17 protein-coding genes are annotated in these 20,030 nt (G+C 69.2%); 10 read left to right on the forward strand and 7 right to left on the reverse strand.

Annotation, left to right across the window (positions count from 1 at the left end):
- Positions 1-53: 53 nt before the first annotated feature.
- Together LRS10_RS08580 and LRS10_RS08585 are read left to right on the forward strand one after the other, a co-directional pair.
- Positions 54-1,685, forward strand: a complete 1,632-nt coding sequence (locus tag LRS10_RS08580) for a M10 family metallopeptidase C-terminal domain-containing protein (RefSeq protein ID WP_257836876.1) — start codon at positions 54-56, stop codon at positions 1,683-1,685.
- Between the two features lie 69 nt (positions 1,686-1,754).
- Positions 1,755-2,084, forward strand: a complete 330-nt coding sequence (locus LRS10_RS08585) for a hypothetical protein (protein WP_257836877.1) — start codon at positions 1,755-1,757, stop codon at positions 2,082-2,084.
- Here the strand turns inward: LRS10_RS08585 and ligD are convergent, their stop codons facing one another.
- Genes ligD through otsB form a run of 3 tightly spaced genes read right to left on the reverse strand, consistent with a single transcriptional unit; the run spans position 2,085 to position 6,855 of the window.
- Complete coding sequence (ligD, locus tag LRS10_RS08590) at positions 2,085-4,700, reverse strand: DNA ligase D (RefSeq protein ID WP_257836878.1); 2,616 nt, start codon at positions 4,698-4,700, stop codon at positions 2,085-2,087. It abuts the gene before it with no gap.
- A 59-nt stretch (positions 4,701-4,759) separates the two neighbouring features.
- Positions 4,760-6,160: a trehalose-6-phosphate synthase gene (locus tag LRS10_RS08595; RefSeq protein WP_257836879.1), complete on the reverse strand. Its 1,401-nt coding sequence runs from the start codon at positions 6,158-6,160 to the stop codon at positions 4,760-4,762.
- A complete protein-coding gene (otsB, locus tag LRS10_RS08600) occupies positions 6,157-6,855 on the reverse strand; it encodes a trehalose-phosphatase (protein WP_308237941.1) in 699 nt (232 codons plus the stop codon). The genes LRS10_RS08595 and otsB overlap by 4 nt, the downstream gene beginning before the upstream one ends.
- A gap of 203 nt (positions 6,856-7,058) precedes the next feature.
- Between otsB and zwf the strand changes: the two genes are divergently transcribed.
- Positions 7,059-8,522 (forward strand): glucose-6-phosphate dehydrogenase, encoded by a 1,464-nt coding sequence (gene zwf, locus LRS10_RS08605; RefSeq protein WP_257836881.1) that lies wholly within the window; start codon positions 7,059-7,061, stop codon positions 8,520-8,522.
- Here the strand turns inward: zwf and LRS10_RS08610 are convergent.
- Both LRS10_RS08610 and LRS10_RS08615 read right to left on the reverse strand, forming a co-directional pair.
- Positions 8,519-8,764 (reverse strand): hypothetical protein, encoded by a 246-nt coding sequence (locus tag LRS10_RS08610; protein ID WP_257836882.1) that lies wholly within the window; start codon positions 8,762-8,764, stop codon positions 8,519-8,521. The genes zwf and LRS10_RS08610 overlap by 4 nt on opposite strands.
- Positions 8,765-8,798: 34 nt before the next feature.
- Positions 8,799-10,703 carry a glycoside hydrolase family 15 protein gene (locus tag LRS10_RS08615; RefSeq protein WP_257836883.1) on the reverse strand — a complete coding sequence of 635 codons (1,905 nt, stop codon included), beginning with the start codon at positions 10,701-10,703 and terminating at the stop codon, positions 8,799-8,801.
- Positions 10,704-10,864: 161 nt separating this feature from the next.
- On the opposite strand from LRS10_RS08615, the gene pyk reads away from it, so the two are divergent.
- The 6 genes from pyk (at position 10,865) to LRS10_RS08645 (ending at position 16,747) form a co-directional block, all read left to right on the forward strand.
- A complete protein-coding gene (gene pyk / locus LRS10_RS08620; protein ID WP_257836884.1) occupies positions 10,865-12,277 on the forward strand; it encodes a pyruvate kinase in 1,413 nt (470 codons plus the stop codon).
- A gap of 18 nt (positions 12,278-12,295) precedes the next feature.
- The gene (gene pgl, locus LRS10_RS08625; protein ID WP_257836885.1) at positions 12,296-12,970 is read left to right on the forward strand and encodes a 6-phosphogluconolactonase; all 675 of its coding nucleotides are present in this window, start codon (positions 12,296-12,298) and stop codon (positions 12,968-12,970) included.
- Between the two features lie 95 nt (positions 12,971-13,065).
- A complete protein-coding gene (gene edd / locus LRS10_RS08630) occupies positions 13,066-14,877 on the forward strand; it encodes a phosphogluconate dehydratase (RefSeq protein WP_257836886.1) in 1,812 nt (603 codons plus the stop codon).
- A gap of 3 nt (positions 14,878-14,880) precedes the next feature.
- Positions 14,881-15,852 carry a glucokinase gene (glk, locus tag LRS10_RS08635; protein WP_257836887.1) on the forward strand — a complete coding sequence of 324 codons (972 nt, stop codon included), beginning with the start codon at positions 14,881-14,883 and terminating at the stop codon, positions 15,850-15,852.
- Positions 15,849-16,484, forward strand: a complete 636-nt coding sequence (gene eda / locus LRS10_RS08640; protein ID WP_257836888.1) for a bifunctional 4-hydroxy-2-oxoglutarate aldolase/2-dehydro-3-deoxy-phosphogluconate aldolase — start codon at positions 15,849-15,851, stop codon at positions 16,482-16,484. Before glk ends, eda begins: the two co-directional genes overlap by 4 nt.
- Before the next feature lie 2 nt (positions 16,485-16,486).
- On the forward strand, positions 16,487-16,747 hold the full coding sequence (locus LRS10_RS08645) for a hypothetical protein (RefSeq protein WP_257836889.1): 261 nt from the start codon (positions 16,487-16,489) through the stop codon (positions 16,745-16,747).
- 2 nt (positions 16,748-16,749) lie between these two features.
- Here LRS10_RS08645 and LRS10_RS08650 read toward each other — a convergent pair whose 3' ends face one another.
- Together LRS10_RS08650 and LRS10_RS08655 are read right to left on the reverse strand one after the other, a co-directional pair.
- On the reverse strand, positions 16,750-17,532 hold the full coding sequence (locus tag LRS10_RS08650; protein WP_257836890.1) for an enoyl-CoA hydratase/isomerase family protein: 783 nt from the start codon (positions 17,530-17,532) through the stop codon (positions 16,750-16,752).
- Complete coding sequence (locus LRS10_RS08655; protein WP_257836891.1) at positions 17,529-18,695, reverse strand: acyl-CoA dehydrogenase family protein; 1,167 nt, start codon at positions 18,693-18,695, stop codon at positions 17,529-17,531. Before LRS10_RS08655 ends, LRS10_RS08650 begins: the two co-directional genes overlap by 4 nt.
- 71 nt (positions 18,696-18,766) lie before the next feature.
- Here LRS10_RS08655 and LRS10_RS08660 point away from each other — a divergent pair, with 71 nt between their 5' ends.
- The gene (locus LRS10_RS08660) at positions 18,767-20,002 is read left to right on the forward strand and encodes a CaiB/BaiF CoA-transferase family protein (protein ID WP_257836892.1); all 1,236 of its coding nucleotides are present in this window, start codon (positions 18,767-18,769) and stop codon (positions 20,000-20,002) included.
- Positions 20,003-20,030: the final 28 nt, after the last annotated feature.

The raw sequence follows: 20,030 nt of genomic DNA on the forward strand, positions 1-20,030 counted from the left end.
CCGCTCGGCGCCTCCGGCGCCCGGAGCACTCAAGCCCACAGGGTTCATAGGGAATGGAACGACTCTCGATCAGCGAACTCGCGCTCGCCGCGCCGACGGTGGGCGCCGACATCCTGCCGATCCGGCTGGACGACCTCGCCGGCCAGGCGACCTGGGCCGGCAAGCCCATCTTCACGCTGGAGCAGGTGATCGGCCAGCTCGATGGCGGCGCCGCCATCGGCGGGAAGACCATCACCTACACGTTCTTCGACGGGAAGCACCCGATCGGCATCTACCACAATCCGAACTACGCAGAGTATTTCCCGGAGCCCATGGGGTTCACGGCGTTCAGCGAGGCGCAGCGTGAGGCCGCCCGCCTCGCCATGGCGTTGTGGGACGACCTGATCGCGCCCTCGATCGTCGAGAAGAACGGCGCCGGCGCCGACATCACGCTGGCGAACACCTCGACCGGTCCCGCCCAGGCCTGGGCCTATTACGGTTCCAACAGCGGCCCGAAGTACCAGGGCGACGTCTGGATCGCGGATCCGGCCGAGAACTGGACGAACAACTGGCTGAACTACAACGGCTACGGGTTCACCACCCTGGTGCATGAGATCGGCCACTCCCTGGGGCTCAGCCACCCGGGCGAGTACAATTTCGGCGACGACAACGATGGCGACGGGCTGCCGGACCCGATCACCTACGAGGGCGACGCGTTCTACGCCCAGGACACCGAGCAGTTCTCGATCATGTCCTACTTCGATCCGCGGAAGTCGGGAGCCTTGCCCGTGGACGTCGAAACCGGTCTGCTGGGCAACGCCCAGACGCCGATGGTGCACGACATCTATGTGATCCAGCAGAAGTACGGCGCCGATCCGACCACCCGCGTCGGCGACACGACCTACGGCTTCAACGCGAACGCCGGCCGCGACATCTACGACTTCTCGTCCAACCAGACACCGTACTTGGCGATCTACGACGCCGGCGGCCATGACACTCTGGATCTGTCGGGCGCCGAGGCCGGCGTCTTCATCGACCTGCGGCCCGGCAGCTATTCGTCCATCGCGGTCCGGCCGACCCTCGCCGAGGCCAACGCGGCGACACAGGTCTTCAACGCGGCGACCGACGCCGCCCAGGGCGACTTCGCGCTATGGACCCAGGCGGGCCTGGACAACTTCCTGAACAGCATCTCCAACACCGTGGCCAACCAGATCGCCGCGTTCACCGGCGTCACCGGCGTGCGGGCGCTGTCCTTCGCGAACGTCGGCATCGCCTACAACACGGTGATCGAGGACGCCGTCGGCGGCTCGCAGCGCGACTACCTGGTGGGCAACCACGTCGGCAATCGGCTTACCGGCAACGGCGGCGACGACGTGCTGAACGGACTGGGTGGCGACGACACGCTGTCGGGCGGCGCCGGCGCCGACGAGTTCCGCTTCACTGCCCTTGGCGGGACTGACCGGATCACCGACTTCGAGCAGGGCGTGGACCGCCTGAACCTCAGCGAGATCGACGCCGACACCACGAGGGCCGGCGATCAGGCTTTCACTCTCGTCGCGGCCTTCACGGGGGTCGCCGGGCAGGCCGTGCTGAGCTACGCCGGCGGGCTGTCGACCTTGCGGCTCGACGTGAACGGCGACGGCCGCTCCGACCTCGACATCGTCATGACCGGCAGGGTGACCGACACCGGCAACTGGCTGCTCTGAGCGGAACCGCCGAACGTCCGCCGTGTTGCCTTCCAGATGGTCCAACCTCTGGAGTCGGCGATGCGGCGGATGTTCGTCCTGATCGGCGCGGGCTTGGTGCTGAGCGGCTGCGCCACATCTCCGCGGGAGACGGTGCTCACGCTCGACAGCACCGACCGCAAGTGGACCTCCAAACGTTGCGTGGAGGCGCGCAAGGAAGCGGCCCGGTTCGACGAGAACAAGGAAGGCCACGCCGTCATCAAGATCGTCGGGAACCTGATCGTGCCGTTCGCCGGGACCGCCACCTCCTTCGCCATGAACCGCCTGCGCGACGATGAGCGGGAGGAACTGAACCGCAAGATGAGGGCGGCCTGCATCTCCGACCCGCTCGGCGAGAAGCCGCGCGTTGCCACGCGCTAGCTATTTCAGCTTCCGGATCGCGTCCTTCAGCGGCCGCTCAGCGTCGCAATAGTCCGCCCACGCCTTGGTCTTCTTCAGCAGCGCCGGTGCGGTTCGGATCGTCCATTTCTTCGGGTCCAGGCCGGGCTTGACCAGATCCCAGGTCAGCGGGAACGACACCGGCGCCAGCGGCCGGCCCCGCGGCGAGAGCGGAGCCACCGCCGTCGACATCCGGTCGTTGCGCAGGTAGTCGAGGAAGATCCGCCCCTTGCGCTTGGCCTTGGCCATGTTGACCACGTACTTGTCGGGCGCATCGGCGGCGATCGCCAGGCAGACGTCCTGGGCGAATTTCTTGGCCGTCTTCCAGTCCATCTTCTTGTCCGCGGTCAGCGGAGTCACGACGTGCAGCCCCTTGCCGCCGGTGGTCTTGCAGAAGGCGACCAGCCCCAGCGCCTCCAGCCGTGCCTTCACCTCCAGCGCGCCTTCGATCACTCGGGTGAAGGGAATGTCCTCGTCCGGATCGAGGTCGAAGATCAGGCGGCCGGGAACCTCGGGCTGGAAGGGCTGGCAGCCCCAGGGGTGGTATTCCACGGCGCCGATCTGGGCCATCGCCGCCAGCGCCTCGATCCGGTCGATCTGCAGATAGGGCTTGTGGTCGCCGAACACCTGCACCTCGGAAATCAGGGCGGAGGAGCCCTTGCCGGCGTGCCGCTGGAAGAACCTCTGCTCGCCGGTGATGCCGTCGGGCATGCGGATGATCGAACAGGGCCTGCCCTTGATGTGCTCCATCATCCAGGGGCCGACCTCCTCCAGGTACCGCGCGAGATCCAGCTTGGTGACGACGCCACCCTTGCCGTCGTCCGGCCACAGCGGCTTGTCCGGGTTCGACAGGACCACGCCCATGACCACGTTGGAGCCGGCCTTCGACTTGGCGGCCGCCTTCAGCTTCGGGGAGGCTTTCGGCTCGGGTTCGGCGAGCTCGGTCTTGGCCGGGACTTCCGCCTCCACCTCCTTGGCGGGCTTGTCCTCGCGCAGGCCCTTGAAGCTGCCCTGGCGGACGTTGCCGTCGCCGGTGAAGCCGGCGAACTCGATCTCGGCCACGAGCTCTGGCCGCGCCCAGTTGATGTCGCCCGACTTCTTCGGCGCGTTCGGGCCAGTGAACGGGCTCTTCTCGGACGCGACCTTCTCCAGCCGGGGCAGGACGCGCGCTACGGTGTCCCGCCCGAAGCCGGTGCCGACGCGGCCGACATAAACCAGTCGCCCGTCCCGGTTCACGCCCACCAGCAGCGATCGGAGCTGACCGCGCTCGCCGGTCCACCCCCCGATCACCACCTCGTGCCCGGCGCGGCATTTCGACTTCTGCCAGGTGTCGGTGCGGCCCGACCGATAGGGCGCGTCGATACGCTTCGACACGATGCCCTCCAGCGACATGCGGCACGCCGACTGCAGCACCGCATCGCCCGCGGTCTCGAAGTGATCCACATAACGGATCCGGCGCTGCAACGGCTTGCCGGCAGCCTGGACCACCGCCTCCAGTCGCGCCTTGCGATCGCGCAAAGGCAGGTTGCGCAGATCCTCGCCCTCCAAAACCAGGGCGTCGAAGACGAAGAACACCAGATCCTGGGTCCTGCCCTCGGACAGCGCCGCCTGCAGGGCCGGGAAATCGGGCGACCCGTTGTGGTCGAGCGCGCAGGCTTCGCCGTCGTAGAGACCGTCCGGGAGGACCTTCGCGTCGCCGGCGATCTCCTTGAACTTGGCGGTCCAGTCGAGCCCCTTGCGGGTCTTCAGTGTGGCCTTCCCGCCTTCGACGCGCAGCTGCAACCGGTAGCCGTCGAACTTGATCTCGTGGACCCAGCCCGACCCCGGCGGCGGACGGTCGACGGACTTCGCCAACTGCGGGTCGACGAAGCCGGGCAGGCCGGCGGCCTTCAGCTTCGGCGGCGGCGCAGCCTTCTCGGCCGCCGGACGCGGCGGCTCCGTCTCGGCGCGGTTGGACTGCCAGACATCCCTGCCCGAGGCGCGGCCTCTGCCGGTCATGAACTTCGTCGGCCCCTTTCCCCGGCCCGTCTCGATCTCCTCCATCGAGCGCCCGGAGGCGACAGAGGTGGTTTCGCCCTCGACGAGCAGTTCGCCGTGATCCTCCAGCGACCAGCCGTCATGGTGCTTGATGAGCAGCCAGTTGTCGCGCTTCTCGCGCTCGCGCCGCTTCATCCGCACCAGCACCCACGAGCCCTTCAGCCGCTCGCCGTCGAGGGTGAACTTCAGGTCGCCCTTCTTCAGCATGGCGCGCGGGTCGCCCTCGGGCTCCCAATAGCCGCGGTCCCACAGCATCACCGTGCCGCCGCCGTACTGGCCCTTCGGGATGGTGCCTTCGAAGTCGCCGTAGTCCAGCGGGTGATCCTCGGTCTGGACCGCCAGCCGGCGGTCAGCCGGGTTCAGCGACGGACCCTTGGTCACCGCCCAGGACAGGAAGACGCCGTCCAGCTCCAGCCGGAAATCGTAGTGCAGCCGGGTCGCCGCATGCTTCTGGATGACGAACCGCAGGCGCTTCGACGCCTTGGTCCTGTCCGCGCCCGCCGGCTCCGCGGTCTTCGCGAAGTCGCGCATGGAACGATACTTGGCGAGCTTGTCGGCCACCGGTCACTCCCAAAGCTGCGCGGTGTCAACGCGAGCCCGGAGGCGCAAGTTGCCGGGCCTCAGCTGGCGAGGGCGGGTCGGGCCTGCCGAACGCCGGCCAGGGCCTGCACGAAGGCGTCCCGCCAGGCGGTGACGTCCTCGCGCTGGACGGTGTCGAACAGGGTGGTCCAGCGCCGCACCCGCTCGGCCTTGTCCATCGCCAGCGCTCGCCTGAGCGCATCGGCCACTTCCTCGGCGCTGTTCGGATTGATCAGCAAGGCGTCCTTCATCTGGCGGGCCGCGCCCGCGAAACGCGAGAGGATCAGCACGCCGGGGTCGTCCGGATTCTGGGAGGCGACATATTCCTTCGCCACCAGGTTCATCCCGTCACGGAGCGGCGTGACGAGGCCCACCCGGGCCGCGCCGTAGATGCCGGCCAGCTCGTCGCGTCGGTAGTTCTTGTTCACGTACCGGACCGGCGCCCAGTCGACATCGGCGAAGGCGCCGTTGATCCGGCCCGACAGGCTGTCCAGCCGCTCGCGGATCTGCTGATAGGCCTCGACCGACTCCCGGCTCACCGGGGCGATCTGCAGCATCAGCACCTCGCGGCGCATGTCCGGGTTTTCGGTGAGGAACCGCTCGAAGCCGAGGAAGCGCTCTTCCAGCCCCTTCGAGTAATCCAGCCGGTCCACCCCGACGATCAGATGCCGGAACACGGTGCAGGCGGTCATCAGGTCGCGCATGCGGCGCGCCTTGGCGTTCTTCAGGAGCCGCGCGAAGTCCTCGGCGTCGATGCCGATCGGGAATGCGCCCGTTTGCACGGTCTGGCCGAACGCCTTGAGCCGGCCGGGGCCCGGCTGCACGCCGCTGGCCTCGGCCACCACATATTCCTCGAAAGCGTGCTGGAAGTCGGCGGTCTGGAAGCCCAGCAGGTCGTAGTCGAACATCGACTCCACCAGCTCGCGATGCCGGGGCAGGTTGATGAACACCTGATGGGCTGGCCAGGGGATGTGCAGGAAGAACCCGATCCGGTTCTTGATCCCACGCTTGCGAAGCTCGCGGGCCAGCGGGATCAGGTGGTAGTCGTGGATCCAGATCAGGTCGTCCGGTTCTATCAGCGGGGCCAGGGTGTCGGCGAACCGCGCATTCACGCGCCGGTAGCCCTCGCCGTAGCTGCGGTCGAACAACGCGAGGTCGTTCCGGTAGTGGAAGAGCGGCCACAGCGTCTTGTTGGCGTAGCCGTTGTAGTACTCGTCGAGATCGGCCTCCTCGAGGTCGACCGTGGCGGCGGTGACGCCGCCCACCTTCTCGATGTTGAGCTGGCCGGTGAACTCCGGCGTCGTCCTGCCGCTCCAGCCGAACCACAGGCCCGAGTACTCCCGCAGCGCCGCGGCGAGCGCCATGGCCAGGCCGCCAACGCTTTCGTCACCCTCGCCGGACGGCGGGTTCACACGGTTGGAGACGACGATCAGCCGCGTCATGTGGCGGCCTCCAGCCAGCTCATCACCGCGTCCACCGTCTCCAGTCGGAAGGCCGCATGGGTCTGACGCGCCGGGCCCACCAGCACGCCGAAACCGCCCAGGCGACGGACTGCGTCGAAGCCGTGCTCGTCGGTGGCGTCGTCGCCGACGAACACCGGCGTGGCGCCGGCGAACCGTGGCGCTTCCATGAACGCGCGGACCGAGTCGCCCTTCGTCGGTCCGGGCGTGCGCAGCTCCTCCACCATGTCGCCCTCCTGAAGAACGAGGCCCGTCTCGGCGGCGATCTGATGGGCCAGTGCGCGCGCGTCGGCGGCGTAGGCGCGCGCCAGCCGGAAGTGCAGGGCGGCGCTGGATCCCTTCTCCTCGACCAGCAGGCCGGAGTCCTGCGAGGCGAACTCGCGCAGGCGGCGAACGCTGGCGGCCAGCTCCGGGTGCGGCGGGACCTCCAGCATCTGGCCGTCGAAGTCGCGCCGGACCAGGCCGTGCACTGCGGCCACGCAGGCCACGCGCCGCTCGAGGATGCGATCGACGTCGGAAAGCGTGCGTCCGCTGACCACCGCCAAACGACCGTCCAATCCCGCGTTCAACGCTTCGAGCAGCCGCGTGCGACGCGGTTCCGGCCGCACGTCCTGCGGCCGCGCGGCGATCGGCGCCAGCGTTCCGTCGAGATCGAGGAACAGCGCTGCGCCACCCAAGTGGAGTGGCTTGGGCGCAGGCAAACCGATCGTGAGAGCTTCTACTGACATTGAAGGACCCACCCCTGTGCCGGCTAAACGCACAGGCCGCGCTTTCGATCCGGCCGGGCTCGAACACGAAGCGTCAACCGGTCTTGACGTTCGGTCAGGCTTGGCGTGCTTTCGCGCTCCTCCTCCTCGAACGCCCACTGCAAGGAATTCTCATGGCCGAGACGCCGCAGGCTGACGCGATCGTGCTGTTTGGCGGCACGGGCGATCTCGCCAAGCGCATGCTGCTGCCCTCGCTCTACTTCCTCGACCAGGACGGCTTCCTGCCGGAGGGCTTCCGGATCGTTGCGACGGCCCGCCAGGACATGGGCCGCGACGCCTTCGTCGAATTGACGCACGAAATCCTAAAGGCTCGTTCCGAGGGCGTGGACGCCGCGGCATGGGACCGCTTCGCCGCGCGTCTCGACTATGTGGCGGCCGATGGCACGACTTCGGAAGGCGCTCAGGCGATCAAGGCCGCTCTGGGTTCGGCGAAGCTGCCGATCTTCTACCTGGCGATCTCCCCCAGCCTTTTCGAGAAGGTCTCGCTGTCGCTGAAGGCCGCCGGCCTGGCCACGGGCGACTCGCGCATCGTCCTGGAGAAGCCGATCGGCCGCGATCTCGAAACCTCGCGCCACATCAACGGGGTGCTGGGACAGGTCTTCGACGAACGTCAGGTGTTCCGGATCGACCACTACCTGGGCAAGGAGACCGTCCAGAACCTGATCGCACTCAGGTTCGCCAACACCCTGTTCGAGCCGCTGTGGAACAGCCTCTCCATCGACCACGTGCAGATCACGGTGGCCGAGACGGAGGGCGTCGGCGCTCGCTGGCCGTACTACGACGAATACGGCGCGCTTCGCGATATGCTCCAGAACCACATGCTGCAGCTGCTCTGCCTGGTCGCCATGGAGCCGCCGGCCGACATGGAGCCGGACTCGGTGCGAAACGAGAAGGTGAAGGTGCTGCGGTCCCTGCGCCGCTTCACCCGCGTCGACGCCGCCGACAAGTCGGTGCGCGGCCAATACACGCCGGGCGTGGTCGGCGGGAAGTCGGCCGACGCCTACGAGGCCGAGCGGGGCCAGAAGAGCGACACCGAGACCTTCGTCGCCTTGCGCGCCGACATCGACAACTGGCGCTGGGCGGGCGTGCCGTTCTTCCTGCGCACGGGTAAGCGGATGCCGGAGAAGCGCACCCAGATCTCCATCCAGTTCAAGCCCGTGCCCCATTCCATCTTCGGCCAGGCCTCGGCGCACGACCTCTCGCCGAACCGGCTGGTGATCGACCTGCAGCCGGACGAGGACATCTCGCTCACCTTGATGAACAAGGCCCCGGGCCTGAGTTCCGGCGGCATGCGGCTGCAGTCCCTGCCGCTGTCGCTGTCCTTGCTGTCGACCTACGAGGGCCGGGGCGGCCGCCGGCGCATCGCCTACGAGCGGCTGCTGCTCGACGTGCTGTGCGGAGACGCCACCCTGTTCGTCCGTCGCGACGAGGTGGAGGAAGCCTGGCGCTGGGTGGACGGCGTCGCCGACGCCTGGGCCGAGGCCCACATCGCACCCAAGCCCTATCCGGCCGGCAGCTGGGGTCCTTCGGGCGCCTTCGGCCTGATCGAGCGCTTCGGGAAGACCTGGTCGGACTAGCCGGTGTGCCCGGCCCGGGACACGGGCGTGGGTTCGCCGAAACGGAACGGGTCACGGTCCAGCGCCATCCGCACCTTGCTGATCTCGGACGAGGTCTCGAGCACCTCGACGATGTCGTAGAAGGCCCGGGCCTCGTCGAAGGCGCCGGGCTTGGCCAGCCGGTCGGCGGCCAATTCCTGAATTCGGCTGATGACGGCGTCCGCCGCCTCCAGCGCCTCGCGCAGCTTGGCTTCCTCGGTCATCCCGGCATTACCCGCCAAACCTGCAAAGGTTCCGCTACCTTACGCTCGCCCAGGGCTTTGAAAGCAGGGTCGCGCAGTTGATCAGGCCGACGAGCGAGTAGGTCTGCGGGTAGTTGCCCCAGAGCTCGTCGCCCTCGAACGAGATGTCCTCCGACAGCAGGCCGGCGGCCGTCCGCCGGTCCAGCATCTCCTCGAACAGTTCACGGGCTTCGGACGTGCGCCCGGAAAGCTGCAGCGCCTCGATCAGCCAGAAGGTGCAGAAGTTGAAGGCCGTCTGCGGCATGCCGAAATCGTCGGGGATCGCGTAACGCAGCATGAAGGGGCCACGCCGAAGCCCTTTCTCGACCGCCTTCATCGTCGCCTGCATGCGAGGATCGTCCGGCCGCACGAACCGGACGTCGATCAGCTGCAGCAGGCTCGCATCCAGCTCGTCCCCGCCGAAGGTGGCGGCGAAGCGGCCCTCCTTCTCGTTCCAGGCGTGGGTCTCGATGGTCTTGCGGATGACGGCTGCCTTGCCGTTCCAGTACCTGGCTCGGTCTGCCAATCCGAGCTTCTCGGCGGCGTTGCCGAGCCGGTCGCAGGCCGCCCAGCACATCACCGAAGAATAGGTGTGCACCGCCTCCCGCCCGCGGAATTCCCACAAGCTGGCGTCGGGCTTGTCGTGCAGCTCGAACGCCCGCTCGCCGATGGGCTCCAGCGCCTTGAAATCTTCCACGGTGGCCGGCCGCAGCAGGCGCTCGTCGAAGAAGGCCTGCACCGTGGACAGCACGATCTGACCATAGACGTCGTGCTGCAGGTGCTCGTGCGCCTGGTTGCCGACACGGACGGGACCGATGCCGCGATAGCCGGGCAAGTGCGTCGCGACCCACTCGGTCAGCGCCGGCTCGAGACCCACGCCATACACCGGCTGGACGTGGCCCGCCTTGTCCCGCTCCACCGCCACGGTGTGCAGCCCGGGCAGGTCGGGAACCGGCTCCGGCGGGCACTCGACGGCCGAAGGCAGGTCGCCGCGGCTCGCCTGGTCCACCAGGTTCCGCAGATAGACCAGGTAGTTCTCCAGCATGTCGGCGGCGCCCAGGCGGTTGAGGGCCTGGACCACATAGTAGGCATCGCGCAGCCAGCAGTACCGGTAGTCCCAGTTGCGTCCGGCGCCGGCCTCGTCGGGGTGCTCGGGGATCGAGGTGGTCAGCGCGGCGACGATCGCGCCCGTCTCCTCGTACTGGCAGAGCTTTAGGGTGATGGCCGCGCGGATCACCGCCTCCTGCCAATCGAGTGGCACCGAGAGGGTGCGGACCCAGCCCCGCCAGTAGTCGGTCGTCTCGCGCAACATGCCGCCTGCCACGGTGTCGACGTCGGCGTTCAGGCCCTCGTCCGGCCCGAGGAAAAAGCCGAGCGGCTTCTCGAGCCGGAAGATGCGCTCCTCCTGGACGTGCCCCACGGGGCAGTCGGTGGTCAGGCGCAGGGTGATCTGCGAGCCCACGTAGCGGATGTGGTTCGATCCCGCCGTCTGGTCGCAGGGCCGTTCGCCGTAGTTGGTCATCGGCCTCAGGCGCACGCGGATGCGGGGCGCTCCGGCGAGCGGCCGGACCAGCCTCACGAAGGCGAGCGGGCGGTATTGCCGGCCGAAGTGGCGGTAGCGCGGGCAGAAATCGATGATCTCGACGGCGCCGCCGTCCGCCGTGCGGATCTCGGTGCGAAGGATCGGGGTGTTCCGCAGGTAAGCCTGGGTCACCTGCGTCATGCCCTCGACATCGATGGCCCATAACCCGTGGGCGCTGTCCTCGCGCGGATCCTTCCCGCCCAGCAGCGCGCTGAAAACCGGGTCCCCGTCCACCCGCGGCGCGCAGGCCCAGACGAAGCGGCCGCAGCGGTCGACGAGCGCGCTGGCGGCGCAGTTGCCGATGGGGAACAGGTCCAGGCTCTGGCTCAAAGGGCGCATCTCCTCAAGGCAAGTACGATGGGGCCGACCCCGCCCCCGGTTTCCGCTCGACGTGAGCTAAACGTGATTGGATAACTTTGGCGCCGGGACCTCGCGAGTCGCTTCGTCAGTTCGTAGGTCCGAGCCCTCAAAACCCAAAGCTCAGAGCCCCGACGGAACGCATGATCCGAGCCCGCCGCGCCCGCATTGTCGCGACCCTTGGCCCCGCCAGCCGCGACCTGGACACGGTCCGCGCTCTGGCGCTCGCGGGCGCCGACGTGTTCCGGGTGAACTTCAGCCACGGCAGCCACGAGGACCACGCCCAGACCATCCGCAATGTGCGCGAGGCGGAGAAGACGGTGGGGCGGCCGATCGCCGTCCTGGCCGATCTCCAGGGCCCGAAGCTGCGCCTCGGCAAGTTCGAAGGAGACGCCACGGCGCTGGAGACCGGCCAAACCTTCCGCATCGACATGGACAAGGCCCTGGGCTCGTCGAAGCGGATCGGCGTGCCGCATCCCGAGGTGTTCGCCGCCCTGCGCGAGGGCTCGCTCGTACTGCTGGACGACGGCAAGGTGCGCCTGCGGGTCACCGCCCAGGGCCCCGACTGGGCCGACACGGTGGTGGAAGCCGGCGAGCGGCTGTCCAACCACAAGGGCCTGAACCTGCCGGGCTCCGCGATCCCGATCCCCGCGCTCACCGACAAGGACCGTAAGGACCTCCAGTTCGCCCTGCAGCAGGGCGTCGACTGGGTGGCGTTGTCCTTCGTCCAACGCGCCTCCGACATGGCCGAGCTGCGCAAGCTCGTCGATGGTCGGGCGGGCGTGCTGGCCAAGATCGAAAAGCCTGCCGCGCTCGAGGCGCTTGACGAGATCCTCGACCTCTCCGAGGCGATCATGGTCGCCCGCGGCGACCTGGGCGTGGAGCTCAACCCCGAGGACGTGCCCGTCGTCCAGAAGCAGCTGATCCGCGCCGCCCGGACACGCGGCATCCCAGTGATCGTCGCCACCCAGATGCTCGAGAGCATGATCCATTCGCCGACGCCGACACGCGCCGAGGCGTCCGATGTCGCCGGCGCGGTGTACGAAGGCGCCGACGCGGTGATGCTGTCGGCCGAGACCGCGGCCGGCGACTATCCGCTCGAGGCGGTCGGCATCATGGACCGCATCATCACCCGGGTGGAGCAGGACGCCCGCTGGCCCGAGCTCATGCGCGCCGAGCACGACGTGGGCGACGCCGACGCCCTGGTCGCCGCCGCTTTCCACGCGGCCGAAACCGCCTCGGTGAAGTGCGTGGCCGCTTTCACATTGACCGGGACCACCGCGATGCGGCTCGGCCGCGAACGCCCGGTGCAGCCGACGCTGGCGCTGACGCCGCGGCTGGCCACCGCCCGGCGGCTGGCCCTCGCCTGGGGCGTGGAGACCCGCGTGGTGCCCGACATCCGCGACCCCGAGGACATCCCGAAGCTCGCCTGCCAGGAAGCCCTGGCGTCGGGTCTCGCCGGCCCGGCCGAGCGCGTGCTCATCCTGGCCGGCCTGCCGATGGGCAGCCCGGGCGCGGCCAATATCCTGCGTCTGGCCCATACGCCGCGACGCTAGCCGCGTTAGGAAGGCGGGATGATCGAAACCTATCCGTCTGCGGCCGCCGCCGGCGACGCCTGCGCCCGCGCCATCGCCGACGCGCTGAAGGCGGCGCTTCGTCTGCGTGGCCGCGCAAGCCTCGTGGCGACCGGGGGCCGGTCGCCCGGGCCGGTGTTCGACGCCCTGGCGCACGCGCCGCTGGCGGAGGCGCTGGATTGGGCGCGCGTGGTGGTGACGCTCTCGGACGAACGCTGCGTCGAGCCGACCTCGCCCGACGCCAACGCCCGCGCGGTGCGCGAACGGCTCCTGGTGGGGCCCTTGAGGAAGGCGCACTTCCTGCCTCTTTGGCCCAAGCCGGAGCCGGCGGCGCTGGCTGCGCTCATGCCGTTTGACGCCGTGATGCTGGGCATGGGCGAGGACGGCCACATCGCATCGCTGATCCCCGGCGACCCCGGTCTCGAAGCGGGCCTCACCACAGATCAGCCGGTGGTCGACGTGCCCGCCGGGCTCGGGAAGCCGCCGCTCGCGCGGGTCAGCCTCAGCCTGCCGGCGGTCGCCGAGGCCCGCGCCGTCTTCCTCTTGATCGCCGGGGAGGCTAAGCGCGAGGTGCTGTCGCGTGTCCAGGCCGGCGAGGATCTGCCTGTCGGCCGGCTCCTCTCCCGGGCGCGGGTTCCGGTTCGTATCTTCTGGTCACCCGAGCATGCGGCTTGAAGCCGGCGTGCTCTCTCTTAGGAGTCAGGTCGGTTCCTGCGCCAAAGGCTGCGCGTTAGGGCAGTGAGCCGCCGTCGCTTTGAGGATTGAGGCCCATGCATCCGGTTACGGCCGAGGTCACCCAACGCATCGTCGAGCGTAGCCGCGAAACCCGCGCGGACTACCTCGCTCGGATGGAAGCCGCCCGCGGCCAGTCGCCGGGCCGCGGAAAGCTGTCCTGCGCCAACTGGGCCCACGCCTTCGCCGCCCAGCCCGAGGGCGACAAGGTCCGCATGCGGGACCCCAGCGCGCCGAACGTGGCCATCGTCTCGGCCTACAACGACATGCTCTCGGCCCACCAGCCGTACGAGCGGTTCCCCGACATCATCCGCAAGGCGGCTCGCGAGGTGGGCGCCACCGCCCAGTACGCCGGCGGCGTGCCGGCCATGTGCGACGGCGTCACCCAGGGGCGGCCGGGGATGGAGCTGTCGCTGTTCAGCCGCGACGTGATCGCCATGTCCACGGCCGTGGCTCTCACTCACGACGCCTTCGACGCTGCCTTGATGCTGGGCATCTGCGACAAGATCGTGCCGGGCCTGTTCATCGGCGCCGCAGCCTTCGGCCATCTGCCGGTCATCTTCGTCCCCGGCGGGCCGATGACGTCGGGGATCTCGAACGCCGAGAAGGCGCGGACGCGGGCCCTTTACGCGGAAGGCAAGGCCACGCGCGACGAACTGCTCGACAGCGAGATGAAGTCCTATCACGGCCCGGGCACCTGCACCTTCTACGGCACCGCCAACTCCAACCAGATGATGATGGAGATGACCGGCCTGCACCTGCCCGGGGCGGCCTTCGTCACGCCGAACACCCCGCTACGGGACGCGCTGACCGCCGCCGCACCGCGCCGCGCCGTCGAGATCCGCGATGGCGCCAACGACTACGCGCCCTTCTACCAGGTGATCGACGAGAAGAGCCTGGTGAACGCCATCGCGGGCCTCCTGGCCACCGGGGGCTCGACCAACCATACCCTGCACATCCTGGCCATGGCGCGTGCCGCGGGGGTCCAGATCACCTGGGAGGACATGGACGATCTTTCCCAGGTCACGCCGCTGATCGCCCGCGTCTATCCGAACGGCAGCGAGGACGTGAACGCGTTCCATGCCGCCGGCGGCATGGCCTACGTCACCCGCCAGCTGCTCGACGCGGGCCTCGCGCATGACGACGTCCTGACCGTCGCCGGCCAGGGACTGCGGCGCTACACCCAGGAGCCGTTCCTCGAAGACGGGCGTCTGGTCTGGCGTGAGGGCCCCGCGGCCTCGCTGGACCGCGATATCCTGCGGCCGGTGGACGATCCCTTCCAATCGAACGGCGGCATGCGCCTGCTCACCGGTCCGCTGGGCCGCAGCGTTCTGAAGACCTCGGCGGTGAAGCCGGAGCATCGGATCATCGAGGCCCCGGCCCTCGTCTTCGACGATCAGGACGCGCTGCTCGCGGCCCACAGGCGAGGCGAGCTGAACCGCGACTTCGTGGCGGTGGTGCGGTTCCAGGGGCCGAAGGCCAACGGCATGCCTGAGTTGCACTCGCTGACGCCGCCGCTGGGCGTTCAGCTCGACAAGGGCTTCAAGGTGGCGCTGGTCACCGACGGGCGGATGTCGGGCGCCTCGGGCAAGGTGCCCGCGGCCATCCATGTGACGCCCGAGGCCGCCGACGGCGGGCCTTTGGCCTATGTGCGCGACGGCGACATCATCCGCCTCGACGCCGAGACCGGACGACTGGAGATCAAGGTGGACGAGCGCGAACTGATGAGCCGCGACCCCGCGCGCTGCCCGCCTGCGGTTTTCGGCTATGGCCGCGAACTGTTCGGCTGGATGCGTCGGGCCGCGGGCCCGGCCGACACCGGCGCCTGTGCGCTGTTCGAGGCGGCCTGACGCATGAAACCGCACTACACCGGCCTGGTGGGCGACGTCGGGGGCACAAACGCCCGTTTTGCCCTCGTCGACGCCGAGGGCGCGATCCGCAACCCCCGCACCTTCGAGGCCAAGGCCTACGGCAGCCTGACCGAGGTGCTGGATGAGTATCTCGCGACAACCGCCGGCAAGCGGCGGCCGCCGCGCGCGGTGATCGCCGTCGCTGGCCCGGTCGTGGATGGCGAGATCGAGTTCACCAACCTCGAGTGGACGATCTCCGAAGGCGACATCCTCGCCCACTTCGAGTTCGAGGCGGTCAAGCTCATCAACGACTTCGCGGCCCAGGCCCTGGCCTGTCCCCGCCTGGGCGAGTCCGACCTGCGCCGCATCGGCCCGGATCGTGGCCGCGGCGGCTGGGATTGCCCGGTGGTGGTGCTGGGGGCCGGCACGGGCTTCGGCGTGGCGGGCCTCGCCCGCAGCGAGCGCGGCGACGTCGCCATCGCCACCGAGGGCGGGCACGCCGCCTTCGCCCCGAACGACGAGGTCGAAGTCGAGATCTGGCGCCGCCTCCGCCGGGAGCATGGCCGGGTCTCCATCGAGCGGCTGCTGTCCGGAGCCGGGCTCTACGACCTGTACGAATGCCTGGCCGCGCAGGCGGGCCAGACACCGGCCCTTCCCGACCAGGCCGCGGTGATGACCGAAGGCTTGGCAGGCGACCCGCTGGCGCGCGCCACGCTGGATCGCTTCTGCGGCATCCTGGGCGCTGTGGCCGGCGATCTCGCCCTGACCTTCGGCGCTCGCGGCGGCGTCTATGTGTCGGGCGGCATCGCGCCTCGCATGGCCGAGCGCCTGGACGCCAGTCCGTTCCGCGCCCGCTTCGAGGACAAGGGGGGCCTGTCGGACTACGTCCGCGACATCCCCACCTTCCTCGTCACCCACCCGTACGCCGCCATCGTGGGCGCGGCGCGCGAGCTCGAACAGATGGAACGCCTATGACGATCGCCAGCATCCTGAAGCGTGCGCCGGTCATCCCGGTGCTGGTGGTCGATGACGTCGACAGCGCCGTCCCCCTGGGCCGCGCCCTGGTGGCCGGGGGTCTCACCGTGCTGGAGGTCACCCTGCGCACGCCCGCGGCCATGGACTGCATCGCCGCCATGTCCGAGATCGAGGGCGCCGTGGTCGGCGCGGGCACGGTGCTGAACCGCGAGATGCGCCGGTCGGTCGCCGACGCCGGCGCGCAGTTCGCCGTCAGCCCGGGCCTGATCGAAGGGGAGGGACCCGACGGGGCGACGCCGTTGCTGCCGGGCGTCGCCACCGCCACCGAGCTGATGGCGGGCCTCGCCGCGGGCTTCACGCACTTCAAGCTGTTCCCAGCCAACATCGTCGGCGGCGTCGAGGCGCTGAAGGCCTTCCAGAGCCCATTCCAGCAGGCGACCTTCTGCCCGACCGGTGGAGTCAATGCGAAGAACGCCGGCGACTATCTGGCCCTGCCGAACGTCACCTGCGTCGGGGGCAGCTGGGTGGCGCCGGCCGACGCAGTGCGCGTCGGCGACTGGGATCGAATCACGGCGCTGGCCCGTGAAGCGGCCGCCCTGGCGCCGCAGGTCGCCTCTCCTGTGGAGGGCTGAGGATGGCTGAACGCCCCAACGAGCAGCTCCGCTGGGTGGTGACCGCTCGTGCGCGGCCGGGGGAGCCAGGCGAGGCCACGGTCAGCATCCTCGGCCGCAACGCCCTGATCCCCGAGATCAACTTCGACATGGCCGTCGACTGGCACCCGGGCGCGGAAGCGGCGGACGTGGAGGGGCGCGCGCTGGTGATCCTGTCCCTGCTCTTCAAAGAGCTCGCCGCCGAGTGCGAGCGGTCGGCGGGCGAGCGCTTCAACCTGGGCTGATCTTACCGGCCCACCCAGTTCCCCGGCCGGCGCTCGGCCACGGAACGGACGCCTTCCCTGAAGTCTTCGGTCGCACGCAGCAGCGCCTGCTCGCGGTGCTCGACGAAGGTCTGCGCCTTCACCGCAGCGGCCAGGCCCTCGCGAAGCGTCTTGCGCGTCGCGATGGTGGCCAGCGGTGCGTTCTCGGCGATCTCGGCGGCCAGCCGCAGCGCGGCGGCTCGCAGCTCTTCCGCCGGAACGACGTCGTCGCACAGGCCCCAGGCCAGGGCCTCCTCGGCCTTGATGCGCCGGCCGGTCAGGAACATGAGGCTGGCCCGCTGCGGCCCAATCAGCCGGGGCAGGGTGTAGGTGAGGCCGAAGCCGGGGTGGAACGCCAGCTTGGTGAAGTTGCCGACAAAGCGCGCTTCGGGCGCTGCGACCCGGAAGTCAGCCGTCAGCGCCAGGCCGAGGCCCGCGCCCACCGCGGCGCCCTGGATGGCCGCCACGATCGGCTTCTCGGCGGAGAACAGGCGGATCGCCTGGGCGTAGAGCGCCTGGACGCCATCCATCCCGGAGGCCACCTGGTCGGTGTCGGACGAGAAGTCGGCGCCGCCGCAGAAGGTTCTGCCCTCGCTCTGCAGCACGACCGCGCGGGCGGGGCCATGCGCGTCGACGTCGTTCAATGCGTCGGCCAGGTCGCGCATGAAGTCGACCGAGACGAAGTTGTGCGGCGGCCGGTTGAGCGTGACCACGGCGACGTTCCCGTCCATCGCGACCGTGACGTGTTCGCCGTAAGCTGACTTCATTTCCGTGTCCCCAAGAGGTTTCTGGCCACCACCCACTTATGGATCTCGGTGGGGCCGTCGTAGATTCTCATCGTGCGGAGCTTCGCCTGCATCAGCTGCAGGGGCAGCTCCTTGGTCACGCCCATGGCGCCGAACGCCTGCATGACCCGGTCGACTGTCTCATAGGCCATCTCGGTGGCGTACCACTTGATCATGCTGATCTCGGAGCGCACGTCGCGGCCCTGATCCAGCTTCCAGGCGCAGTCGTAGGTCATCAGCCGCGCCGCGTGGATCTTGGTCGCCGCCTCGGCCACCCAGAACTGGATCGCCTGTCGCTCGGACAGGGGCGCCCCGAATGTCTTCCGCTGAGGCGCGTACTCGATCAGCATGTCGAGCGCCCTCTGAGCCATGCCCACGGACCACGCCGCCATCTGGATGCGCCGCGTGCCCAGCCGCGTCTGCATCGGGGCGAAGCCGGCGCCCTCTAGGCCCAGCAGCTTCCAGCCCTCGACCCGGCAGCCTTCCAGGGCGATCTCGTAGGTGGCCTGGCCGCCCAGCATGGGAATGCGGCGCAGGACGTTGAAGCCGGGCGTGTCCCGGTCGACGAGGAAGGCCGATATGCCCCCGCGCGCGCCCTTCTCCTTGTCGGTCACCGCCATCAGGATCGTGAAGTCCGCGTGGTCGGCCCGGCTGATCCAGATCTTGCGGCCATCGATGATCCAGTCGTCGCCTTCGCGCACCGCGCGCGTGGTCATGCCGGCGGGGTCCGAGCCCGCGCCCGGCTCGGATATGCCGATCGCCGAGACCGTCTTCCCGGCCACGTACGGCGCGAGGTAGGCGGCGCGCTGGCGCTCGTCGACCGTCGCCATGAGCATGCGCAGGTTAGGGCTGTCGGGCGGAAGGGTGTAGGGCGTCACCGTCCGCCCCATCTCCTCCTCTACGCCGACCATGGCCACCATCGGCAGATCCGAGCCGCCCACGTCCTCGGGCGCGTCCAGGCCCCAGAGTCCGAGGTTCCGCGAGACCTCGTCGAGCCGCGCGTGCTCGGCGGTCGACAATCCCAGGCCGCCGCCCTCGGCTTCGCGGGCCATGACGCCCGTCTCCAGCGGCATCAGCTCGTCGCGGACGAACCGGGCCACCAGGTCCTTGAGCATGCGGTGGTCTTCGGCGAGCTCGAAGTCCACTGGCCTCCCCCTGCGTCGTTGTGGTGTTACTCGCATCATAACGATGCCCAGCGCACAGAGGAGGGGATCACGTGGCGGAAGCCAAGCAACTGGCGGAAAAGGCGACCGGGCCGCTCGCGGGGCTGCGCATCCTGGACCTGACCAGCGTGGTCAACGGGGCCTACGCCACCCAGATCCTCGCCGACCAGGGCGCCGACGTGATCAAGCTGGAGGATCCGGGCTCAGGCCGCGGCGACGGGGGCGACATCATGCGCTGGGCCGGCCACGTGCCCGACGGCGCGCCGCGCGACATGGGCCCCATCTTCCTGACCATCAACCGCAATAAGCGCTCGATCCTGCTGGACCTGAAGCAGGAGAGCGCCAAGCGGGCCCTGGCCCGCCTGATCAAGACCTGCGACGTGTTCGCCGCCTCCGTCCGTTACGAAGGCCTGAAGCGGCTGGGCCTGTCCTATGAGGAGGTCGCCGCCATCCGGGCGGACATCGTATATGTCCATGCCGCCGGCTATGGCTCGGACGGCCCCTATGCCGGCGAGCCGGCCTATGACGACCTGATCCAGTCGGCGTCCGGCATGGCCGACATCCTGCCGCGCACCGATGGGAACCCCGTCCCACGCATCCTGCCGACGCTCGTGGCCGATAAGGTCTCGGGCCTCTTCATGAGCCAGGCGATCACCGCCGCGTTGCTGCACCGGGCGCGGACCGGCGAGGGCCAGTTCGTCGAGGTCCCGATGCTGGAGTGCGTGACGAGCTTCTTGCTGGTCGAGCACCTCTACGACCAGGCCTACCAGCCGCCGACGGGCCAGTGGGGCTATCAGCGGGTGATCAACCCCAACCGCAAGCCGTTCCGGACCAAGGACGGCTGGATCGGATTGCTGCCGTACACGGATCGCCAGTGGGACCAGTTCTTCGACGCGGCAGGCTTCGGCGAGGCGGTGAAGTCGGACCCGCGGTTCGCGGATTATGCGACACGGGCGAGGCACACGCGCGAACTCTACGGCCTGATCGAGCAGGCGGCTGCGACCAAGACCACCCAGGAGTGGCTCGAGATCCTGAAGCCGCTGTCGATCCCGGTGGTGAAGACCAACACGCTGGAGGATGTCGAGGCCGACCCGCACCTGCAGGCCGTCGGCTTCTTCGAGATCTATGAGCACGATGCGGTGGGCCGCTATCGGGCCATCAAGCCGCCAGTGAAGTTCTCCAGGACGCCGTCGAACATCCGCCGCCATGCGCCCCGCCTGGGCGAGCACACCGACGAGGTGCTTCGCGAGGTGCTGGGCGAGGTGACGGCGGCGGCCGAGGCCGAATAGCGGAACGCGGCCGCCCGGCGCCGAGCCG

The organism is Phenylobacterium sp. J426 (assembly GCF_024699945.1).
Taxonomy (GTDB): domain Bacteria; phylum Pseudomonadota; class Alphaproteobacteria; order Caulobacterales; family Caulobacteraceae; genus Phenylobacterium.

Excerpts from the sequence above, each read along its gene's own strand:
- LRS10_RS08580 (WP_257836876.1), top strand. The coding sequence starts at position 54 with ATGGAACGACTCTCGATCAGCGAACTCGCGCTCGCCGCGCCGACGGTG.
- LRS10_RS08585 (WP_257836877.1), top strand. The coding sequence starts at position 1,755 with ATGTTCGTCCTGATCGGCGCGGGCTTGGTGCTGAGCGGCTGCGCCACA.
- LRS10_RS08595 (WP_257836879.1), bottom strand. The coding sequence starts at position 6,160 with ATGACGCGGCTGATCGTCGTCTCCAACCGTGTGAACCCGCCGTCCGGC.
- zwf (WP_257836881.1), top strand. The coding sequence starts at position 7,059 with ATGGCCGAGACGCCGCAGGCTGACGCGATCGTGCTGTTTGGCGGCACG.
- LRS10_RS08610 (WP_257836882.1), bottom strand. The coding sequence starts at position 8,764 with ATGACCGAGGAAGCCAAGCTGCGCGAGGCGCTGGAGGCGGCGGACGCC.
- LRS10_RS08615 (WP_257836883.1), bottom strand. The coding sequence starts at position 10,703 with ATGCGCCCTTTGAGCCAGAGCCTGGACCTGTTCCCCATCGGCAACTGC.
- pyk (WP_257836884.1), top strand. The coding sequence starts at position 10,865 with ATGATCCGAGCCCGCCGCGCCCGCATTGTCGCGACCCTTGGCCCCGCC.
- pgl (WP_257836885.1), top strand. The coding sequence starts at position 12,296 with ATGATCGAAACCTATCCGTCTGCGGCCGCCGCCGGCGACGCCTGCGCC.
- edd (WP_257836886.1), top strand. The coding sequence starts at position 13,066 with ATGCATCCGGTTACGGCCGAGGTCACCCAACGCATCGTCGAGCGTAGC.
- glk (WP_257836887.1), top strand. The coding sequence starts at position 14,881 with ATGAAACCGCACTACACCGGCCTGGTGGGCGACGTCGGGGGCACAAAC.
- eda (WP_257836888.1), top strand. The coding sequence starts at position 15,849 with ATGACGATCGCCAGCATCCTGAAGCGTGCGCCGGTCATCCCGGTGCTG.
- LRS10_RS08645 (WP_257836889.1), top strand. The coding sequence starts at position 16,487 with ATGGCTGAACGCCCCAACGAGCAGCTCCGCTGGGTGGTGACCGCTCGT.
- LRS10_RS08650 (WP_257836890.1), bottom strand. The coding sequence starts at position 17,532 with ATGAAGTCAGCTTACGGCGAACACGTCACGGTCGCGATGGACGGGAAC.